Annotated in this window: 1 rRNA gene; it reads right to left on the reverse strand. The window is 41.6% G+C overall.

What is annotated here, in order from left to right:
- A 23S ribosomal RNA gene (locus KVT27_RS24155) occupies positions 1–117 on the reverse strand; the annotation flags it as partial.
- Positions 118–305: the final 188 nt, after the last annotated feature.

Raw genomic sequence — 305 nt, forward strand, 5'->3', positions numbered from 1 at the left:
TCGGAAATCTTCGGATCAAAGCGTACTTACAGCTCCCCGAAACATATCGGCGTTAGTCCCGACCTTCATCGACTCCTAGAGTCAAGGCATCCACCGTGCGCCCTTTCTAACTTAACCAAACTAAAAATTAAAAAATATGAGCTACACTGTTATCTAGTTTTCAAAGAACATACATTTATATATGAGAGATAGTTCTCTCAAAACTGAACAAAACGAAACACGGAAACTTTATTGATGTACAGCGTTCATCAATTCTCCATAGAAAGGAGGTGATCCTGCCGCACCTTCCGAGACGGCTACCTTGT

It is taken from the genome of Lysinibacillus sp. GbtcB16 (assembly GCF_019091145.1).
Lineage (GTDB): Bacteria > Bacillota > Bacilli > Bacillales_A > Planococcaceae > Lysinibacillus > Lysinibacillus fusiformis.